We start from the raw sequence: 8,467 nt of genomic DNA, 5'->3' as shown, positions 1-8,467 counted from the left end.
CCCGGCCAATTGCAATCCCACTACGCCCCCCGTGCGCCTGTGCGGCTGAACGTGACGACGCCCCGCCCGGACGAAGTGCTGCTGGGCTTCGGAGAGATGCGCTGCACCGAGAACCTGTCGCCTACCGGAGATTTGACGGAGGCGGCGGCGCGCCTATTCGACCTGCTGCACAGGCTGGATGCCACGGGGCAGCCCATCGCGGTGGCGCCGGTGCCGGGAACCGGGCTCGGTCAGGCCATCAACGACCGTCTGCGCCGCGCGGCGGCCCCCCGACCTTAGCCGTAAACGTCAGGCCCTGCCCGCCGAGGCCGACAGGGACAGCGGTTCGATCCCCACAGACCGCAGCGCGGCTTCCCATTTCTGTTCGTCGGGCAGGTCAAAGACGATCTTCGTGGTGGCATCGCAGGTCAACCAGCCGTTCTGGCCCAGTTCCGCCTCCAGCTGATCCGCGCCCCAGCCCGCATAGCCGAGCATGAGCAGCGCCCGTTCCGGCCCGCTGCCCGCGGCGATGCTGTCCAGCACGTCCTGCGTGGCTGTCATGGCGAAACCGCCTGACACCTGCAACGTTTTGATGGCAGAGACATAATCGTCCGAATGCAGAACGAACCCGCGTTCGGTTTCAACCGGTCCGCCGATATGCAGGCCGATGTCGCCGGACCCCGCCTCGATCTGACGCTCCATCACGTCGGAGAGTTTCAACCCCGGCGCGGGGCGGTTCACGATCAGCCCCATTGCGCCCTGATCGGAATGCGCGCAAAGATAGATGACGCTATGGGCGAACCTCGGATCGCCCATGCCGGGCATCGCCACCAGCAGCTTGCCTGTCAAATCCATGATGCGGCCTCCCCGTGGAATATCCGGTTTGCGTTGCTTCTTCCAAAGAATGGTCCTGCCCCGCTCTCATGGCAAGGGGGGCCCCTCGGGACCGGCGTAACCGGGCTGATGCAATCGTGACTTGGCAGTGTGGCCCGGATGAAAGATGAAGAGATAATGACCCACATGGCACCCTCGCTCCGCTTTTTCCTGTTTTCTGCCGTCTTCGGGCTGCTTGCGTCCCTGTCACCGGGCCCTGTGCAGGCCCAGATGATGCAAGGCTCGCCCATCCGGGCGGAGGTCCTTCCCGGCTGGGTCCAGCCCGACGGAACACGCATCGCGGGCCTGCGGATGACCCTTGCCCCGGGGTGGAAGACCTATTGGCGCGCGCCCGGCGATGCGGGGATTCCGCCCAATTTCGACTGGTCCGGCTCGACGAACCTGCGCTCTGTCGGGGTCTCTTTTCCGACACCCACGGTCTTCGAACTCTCCGGTCTGCGCAGCATCGGCTATTTCGATATGGTCATCCTGCCGCTGAAGATCACCCCGCTCAAACCCGGCGAACCGATCCAGCTTGAGGCGCGCGTCGAACTTGGCGTGTGCAAGGACGTTTGCCTACCCGAAACCCTTCGTCTGAGCCAGAAGCTGGACGATGCGAACCGGACGGTAACGCCCGCCATCGCCGCCGCCATCGCCGACCGGCCCGCCACCGCGCGGGAGGCCGGGGTGCGGGGGGTGAATTGTGCGCTCACGCCGCTCAGCAACGGTATCCGTCTGCAGGCAACGCTCGACTTGCCTTCGATGGGGGAGCCGGAGATCGTGGTAGTCGAACCCGGCAACCCCTCCATCTGGGCGAGCGAAACGACCAGCCAACGGGAAGGCGGCAAGCTGGTCACGAGGGGTGAGCTTGCCAACGCGTCGGGTGCGGCGATGGCAATCGATCGATCCGCCCTGCGGTTCACCGTGTTGGGATCGAAACGGGCCGTGGATATCCGGGGCTGCGACCCGGCTTCCTAGGTTCGGTATTCTTCAGGAAGCCGCGCGCCGCCGCGATCCCCGGACGAACTGCAGGATCGCCCCCAGGACATAGCCTGTTAATGCCAATGCTGCGGCACCTGCGACGAAGAGCGCCAATGCCGCGGCCAATGGCGCGCCCCCAGCGGGGGCAGGCAGCACCCCCGCAAAGAAAGGCAAAAGCGCACCCGTCCAGACGACCCATCCCAGCGTAGCCCCGGCCCAACCCAAGAGCAGCGCCACGGCGACCAGCAACCCTGCACGCAGCGATCCCACAGGGGCCGTCAGCCCGCGTTTCAGCGCCAGAATATGGCGGGAGACGTCGTTCTGCATCGCCATCAACGCAGGCACCACCAGCAGCACCAGTACCATGCCGAAGCCGAGGCCATAGACCAGCGTGATCACCGTGGGCTTCAGGAACTGCGCCTGCTGACTTTGCTCATAGAGCAGCGGCGCCATGCCCAGCACGGTCGTCGCCGTCGTCAGCATCACGGGCCGCAGCCGGTCGGCGGCGCCGTCGATGATCGAAGGGACCAGCCCCCGCGTGGCGGCGTATTCGTCGATCGTCGTTACCAGAACGATGGAATCGTTGATGATGATCCCCGTCATCCCCAAAAGGCCGACCACCGTGAACATGCTGAGCGGCACGTCCCACAGGGCATGGCCATAAATCGTGCCGACCAGACCGAAAGGTATGATCGCCATCACGACGATGGGCCGGGTCCAACTGCCGAAGATCCACGCCAGGACGAGGTAGATGCCGGTCAGGCAGAGGATCAGCCCGGTGAGCGCGTCGCTGAGGAAATCGCTTTCCTGTTCGCTGAGGCCGGAAAGCCGCCATTCCACCTGACGTTCGGATGCGATCCGGGGCAGGATGTCATCCTGCAGTGCTGCGGTGATGGCCGAGGCACGCGCCGGGTCGTCTTCGGAGATGTCACCGGTGACCGAGATCAGCCGCACCCCGTTTTCCCGTCGCACGGTGCTGAAACCGGTGCGGCGTTCGACGCTGACGATATCTGCCAGCGGCACGTAAAGGCCGCTGGGCGTACGCATCTGCGTGCGGTCGAGGAAATCCGCCGTCAACTCGCCTTCGGGCAGTTCCACCCGGATGGTGGCGGAACGCGGACCGTCGGGATAGGTCGCGGCCTCTATCCCGCCCAGCCTGTCCCGCAGCGCGCGGCCCAGGGCGTCGATGGTAAAGCCCAGTGCCTGACCCTGCGCGGTCAGATCGAGGATCAGCTCTTCCTTGTCATAGGCGAGGTTGTCCTGAACCGCGCTAACTTCGGGGTATTGTGCCAGCGCCGCCTGCAGATCCTGCGACGCGGCCTTGAGCGTATCGGTATCCGCGCCGTAGAACTGCACGTCGAGCGCATCGCCCCCCGGCCCCGACCTCCAGCCGCGAAAGCTGACCGTCTCCGCCAGCGGGTGGTTGACGACCCTTTCCTGAAGCTCACCCACAAAGGCGAAGCTGGAATAGGGGCGCAGATCCGCGTCGATCAGCTCGATGGAGATGCCGCCCAGCAGGTCCGGGTCCTTGCCGTCTGCCCCCGCCAGCCCGTAGCCCGAATTGCCGCCGATCTGCGCCATGACGTAGTCCAGCGGATTGCGCCCGTGGCGTTCTTCGTATTCCGCGCCCAACTCCTCCGTCGCGCGCTGCATTTCGCGCATCATGGCCAGCGTGTCCGCGCGGGTGGCACCTTCGACCATGGCGAAGTTTCCGGTGACGGAGCCGCGCTCCGGCGCGTTGAAGAACCGCCATTGCACGTCGCCTTGGATGAACAGCGCCGCTTGGCTGGCAAAGATCGCGATAACCCCGGCGAGCACGGCGTAGCGCGCGGTCACGACCCCTGCCATGAAGGGGCGGAAGAGCCGTTCTCGCACCCAGACGAAGCCACGGTTCACCACGCGGCTGGGCAGGTCGTACCAATGCTTGCGCCGTGCCGCGCGCATCGCATGGGCCATGTGGTTGGGCAGGATCAGGAAACATTCCACCAGCGAGGCCGCCAGAACCGCGATGACCGTAAAGGGAATATCCTTAATCAGGTCGCCGAAGTGCCCCCCCACGGCGACGAGACCGAAGAAGGCGATGATGGTCGTGAGCGTTGCGGCGAAGACCGGCATGGCCATACGCCGGGCGGCGTTTTCAGCGGCTTCCATCGCGCTTTCGCCCAAGGTCTGGAACCGGTAATCGGCATGTTCCCCCACCACGATGGCATCGTCCACCACGATGCCGAGCGTGATGATCAGCCCGAAGAGGGAGATCATGTTGATGGTAATTCCCCCCGCATACATCAGCGCGATGGCCGCGCCCATCGCCACGGGTATGCCAGCCGCCACCCAAAAGGCCGTGCGCGCATTCAAGAAGAGGAACAGCAGGGTCACGACCAGCCCGAGCCCCATCAGGCCATTGTCCACCAGCAGGTCGAGCCGCCCGGTGATCGCCTCCGCCCGGGTGCGGATCAATTCGACCGTGACAGAGGCCGGCACGGCGGCGCGCATCTGTGCGGCCACCTCCTCCACCGTTTGCTGGATACCGATGGCATCGCCCCCGTCCGAACGATCCACCCGGACGGAGATCGCGGGATCGGGCCCTACGAAAAAGCTTTCTTCCCGGTCGACCCCTTCCGCGGTGACGCGCGCGACATCCCCGATGGTCAGTTTCGATCCGTCGGGGTTGGAGCGCAGCACGATCTCTTCGATCTGCGTGGCGCTGCGCTTGGCCGTGCCGGTGCGCACCCTGGCGTTGGCGCCCGTCACGTCGCCTGCAGGGTCCGCATCGACCTCGGCGGCAATGGCGGCGGCGATCTCGGCCATCGAGATGTCGTTGGCCACCAATCGCGCCGATGGCACTTCGATCAGCGTTAGCGGAGCGGCCACCCCCTGAATGGTGGTTCGGGTCACTCCGGCGGCGAAAAGCCGGGTGACGAATTCATCGGCGAAGCGGCCCAGCTGTTCGGGATCGAGCGGGCCGGTGATCACCACATCGGTCACCCTGTCCCGCCATGCGCCGCGGCGCACGTTCGGCTCCTCCGCGTCCTCGGGCAGGGTCGTGACGGCATCAACCGCCGTCTGCACATCCGCGGCAGCGCGCGCCATGTCCCATCCCGGTTCGAAGTCGAGCGATACGGTCCCCATCCCTTCGCGCGAGGTCGCCGAGGACCCTTCGACGCCCTCGACCGAAAGCAACGCGGGTTCCAGCACCTGCACGATAGCGGTGTCCACGTCTTCGGCCCCCGCCCCCTGCCAGATCGTGGTGACGGAAACGCTGTCGACGATCACATCGGGAAAGAACTGCGCCCGCATGTTGGGGGCGGCGGCCAGACCGCTGACCAGAAGCAGGACCAGCAACAGGTTCGCCGCCGTGCGGTGCCGGGTAAAGTAGGACAGCAGGCCGCCGGGGCCACCGGGGGCGGGACGCATGGTCAGCCCCCCATCCGGTCTTCGATACGGGCCACCATGCGCGCGGGCACCAGCGGCTCCGCCAATCGCGCCAGCACGCGCGCCTTCGCGTCTTCGGGCATGCGCGTATTGCCTTCGACGAAAGCCACGAGACGCGCGCGCCGCTCATCCGAAAGCTCCAGCATCGCTTCGGCCCCGGGTTGCTGGCCCTCGGCAGCGGTGCCTTCTGCGTCTGCGGTGGCATCATCCTCCGGCGCGGGACGGCGCAGGGGGCGCACCCCGATCCCGGCCCCGAGCAGGGGTGAACGGGCCTCCACCACGTCGCGCCCGATGACAGGGCCGCGTACGAGAATATCGTCACCCTGTCGGCGTACCAATTCCACCGCGATCCCCTCGAGCCTGTCTTCCTCTGTAAGCACCAGCACCTCCCCCGTGGCGTCCATGGCCGCGGCCGGCAGTCGAATGACATCCGCCAGCGCGGGTTCACGCACGCGGACGGTCACGAAATCGCCCGGCTTGAAACCGACGGGCCGTTCCAGTGCGGCAAAGATCAACCGGCCCGTCGCGCCCTCCCCCGCCGTGACGCTGGCGCGGGAGATGCGGCCCCGCGCGATCAGATCGACACCCGCGGCGTCGAGTTCGACGGCGACGTCGGTCTTCACCAGATCGCCCGAGGCATCCAGCAGCCGGGAGTATTGCGCGGTCGACACGCGGAAGGAGACTTCCAGATCGTCCGGGTCGATCAGTTCGGCCAGTCTTTCATTGGCCGCCACCAGCCGTCCGGCCACCACGTTCGTTTCGCTCAGCGTGCCGTCGAAAGGGGCGACAACCGCCGTTTCGGCCAGCCGCCGCTGCGCTTCCGCCAGTGCAAGTTCGGCGCGCAGGATGCGGGTTGCCGCCTGATCGACGCGCGCCTCCCCCTGCGCCGCCGCCTGACGGCGCGACAGTACCGCGCCCCGGGCGGAAGAGGCGGCCAGTTCCGCGGTTTCAGTGGCCGTAGCGGTGCCCACCCCGCGTTCCGCCAGATCGCGCTGCCGTTCGTAGGCGCGCGTGCGCAGGACCGCCTGTTCCTCTGCCGCGGCCAGTTCGTCCCGCGCCAGCGCGAGGTTGCGCGCGGCATCACGTTCTTCGGCGCGCGCATCCGCCAGATCGGCTTCGGCGCTGTCCACGGCGCTCTGCGCCTCCACGGGATCGATGCGCACCAGAACCTCGCCCTCTCGAACCGTGCCGCCATCCTCGAACCCGGGGGCGAGGTCCACCACGCGCCCGCCCACGGGGGCACGCAGTTCCAGCATCCGGCGGCTCTGGATCTCGCCGAATGTTTCGAGCACCGGAACAACGGTATCGGATTCAGCGCGGACCACGTTGACGGTAAAGACCCGCTCCCGCGCCGGGGGCGAAACGCCTTCGTCCGCCATGCGCGATTGCACCGCGCCGCGCAGCAGTTGCGCCGCGAAGATCAGCAATCCCAGGGTCAGCGCCGCCAGAAACAGGCCGACCATCGTTTTTCTCAGAAACCGCATCGGATCCCCGCCATGCAAGCGTCGCCCGACAATCTAGGCGGGCGCCGCCAAGTATAAAGCCGCCCCTGATACGCAGGCAACCTGCCTTTCCGTCGCGGGTTCGGGGCGCTTTGCCCCGGTTACTTGCGCCGAAGGTGTTCGGAAAGCCGCGGCATGATCTCGACGAAGTTGCAGGGACGGTGCCGATAATCCAGCTGCCGCTGCAGAATTTCATCCCACGCGTCTTTGCAGGCACCGGGGCTGCCCGGCAAGGCGAAGAGATAGGTTCCCTGCGCCACCCCCGCTGTCGCGCGGCTCTGTACGGCGCTCGTCCCGATTTTTTGCATGGAAACGATGGTGAATACCGTGGAAAAGGCGTCGATCTCCTTTTCGTAGACATCCCGGTGCGCCTCGACGGTGACATCCCGTCCGGTCAGGCCGGTGCCGCCGGTGCTGATCACCACGTCGATTTCCGGGTTCGCGCACCACTCGCGCAGTTGTGCGGCGATCTCATCGCGTTCGTCGCGCAAAATGAGGCGCTCCGCCAGGTGATGCCCCGCCGCCTCGATCCGTTGGGCCAGCACGTCGCCGGACCGGTCCTGTGACAGGTCGCGGGTGTCCGACACGGTGAGGACGGCAATGCGGACCGGAACGAAGTCTAGGGTTTCATCGATGCGGCTCATGTTCTCTCCAAAACGGCTAGTCGGGCAGCGAGGGCGGCAAAGACCCCGGCGGTAATCCAACGTACAACACGCCCACCCTGTGCGAGCCGCCGACCAAGGCCATTGGCGAATAGCCCGACAAGACCGTTGACGATCAACCCCCCGAAAGCAAGCAGCGCACCGAACACGAGAAACTGCCCGAGCACGGAACCCGCCTCCGGAATGACGAACTGGGGAACGAAGGCGAGGATAAAGAGGATGACCTTCGGATTGGTCAGATTGACGAAAAACCCGGTGCGAAACGCGCGCCACGCCCCCTGCGTCGTACTGATGCGCGCCGTCGTATCGTCGCCCCGCAACGCCTGAACCGCGAGGTAGAGCAGATAGGCAACGCCCGCCCAGCGGATCGCATCGAAGGCCCATGGCACGGCGGCGATGGCGGCACCGAGGCCCAGCCCGGCAAGCGCCACATGCACCATCAGCCCCGCCGCCACGCCCGCGCTTGCCGCGATGGCGCCCCGCGCGCCGGAGCGCAGCCCCTGCCCGAGGCAGAACATCATGTCGGCCCCCGGCGTCAGATTCAGCGCAAGCCCCGCCGGGATGAAGGCAAGCAGAGTGACCGGATCAACCATCGCGCAGTTTCCTTTGGAGCGCCTGCAGGTCTGCCCATGCATCGCGTTTAAATTCGGGATACCGTAACAGATAGCCGGGATGGTACATGGGCAGGGTCGGCACCCCGGCGGCTTCGGTCCAGTTCCCCCGCAGGCGGGCGACGCCGCGCCGCCCCAAAAGCACCTGACAGCCGCCGTTTCCCATCACTGCCAGCACCTTGGGCTTTGCCAGCGACACATGCCGCAGAAGGAAGGGGCGCAGCATGGCGATTTCCCCGGGCTTCGGCTCCCGCCCCTGCGGGGGGCGCCAGGGCAAGGCCGTGGCCAGATATACCGGCGCCTCTTCATCGGCGCGCCCGCGCCCGATCGCGGCCAGCATACGATCGAGCAGCACCCCGGCCTGCCCGGCAAAGGGGGTGCCGGTGCGGTCCTCCTCCTTGTCCGGAGCTTCGCCCAGCACCATCAG

Annotated in this window: 8 protein-coding genes; 2 read left to right on the top strand and 6 right to left on the bottom strand. The window is 66.5% G+C overall.

The window, feature by feature from the left end:
- On the top strand, positions 1–279 hold a 279-nt coding region (locus A3728_RS02810; RefSeq protein ID WP_330220253.1), incomplete at its 5' end, for a Sua5 family C-terminal domain-containing protein.
- A 9-nt stretch (positions 280–288) separates the two neighbouring features.
- Here A3728_RS02810 and A3728_RS02805 read toward each other — a convergent pair.
- Positions 289–834: a YqgE/AlgH family protein gene (locus A3728_RS02805; protein ID WP_067920053.1), complete on the bottom strand. Its 546-nt coding sequence runs from the start codon at positions 832–834 to the stop codon at positions 289–291.
- 165 nt (positions 835–999) lie between these two features.
- Here A3728_RS02805 and A3728_RS02800 point away from each other — a divergent pair, with 165 nt between their 5' ends.
- Positions 1,000–1,830, top strand: coding sequence for a protein-disulfide reductase DsbD domain-containing protein (locus A3728_RS02800; RefSeq protein WP_067920057.1), 831 nt, complete (start codon positions 1,000–1,002; stop codon positions 1,828–1,830).
- 12 nt (positions 1,831–1,842) lie between these two features.
- Here A3728_RS02800 and A3728_RS02795 read toward each other — a convergent pair whose 3' ends face one another.
- The 5 genes from A3728_RS02795 to A3728_RS02775 all read right to left on the bottom strand — a co-directional run.
- Positions 1,843–5,247: an efflux RND transporter permease subunit gene (locus A3728_RS02795; RefSeq protein WP_067920051.1), complete on the bottom strand. Its 3,405-nt coding sequence runs from the start codon at positions 5,245–5,247 to the stop codon at positions 1,843–1,845.
- Positions 5,248–5,249: 2 nt separating this feature from the next.
- A complete protein-coding gene (locus A3728_RS02790) occupies positions 5,250–6,749 on the bottom strand; it encodes an efflux RND transporter periplasmic adaptor subunit (RefSeq protein WP_067920049.1) in 1,500 nt (499 codons plus the stop codon).
- Between the two features lie 119 nt (positions 6,750–6,868).
- Positions 6,869–7,411 (bottom strand): molybdenum cofactor biosynthesis protein B, encoded by a 543-nt coding sequence (gene moaB, locus A3728_RS02785; RefSeq protein WP_067920047.1) that lies wholly within the window; start codon positions 7,409–7,411, stop codon positions 6,869–6,871.
- Positions 7,408–8,022 carry a LysE family translocator gene (locus tag A3728_RS02780; protein ID WP_067920045.1) on the bottom strand — a complete coding sequence of 205 codons (615 nt, stop codon included), beginning with the start codon at positions 8,020–8,022 and terminating at the stop codon, positions 7,408–7,410. The genes moaB and A3728_RS02780 overlap by 4 nt, the downstream gene beginning before the upstream one ends.
- A partial coding sequence (locus A3728_RS02775) for a uracil-DNA glycosylase (protein ID WP_150120617.1) occupies positions 8,015–8,467 on the bottom strand: 453 nt, incomplete at its 5' end. The genes A3728_RS02780 and A3728_RS02775, both read right to left, overlap by 8 nt.

Origin of the sequence: Sulfitobacter sp. HI0040 (assembly GCF_001634885.1) — a bacterium.
In the GTDB taxonomy this organism is placed as follows: Bacteria; Pseudomonadota; Alphaproteobacteria; order Rhodobacterales; family Rhodobacteraceae; genus Sulfitobacter.
This window is presented reverse-complemented; position numbering and strand designations above follow the sequence as displayed.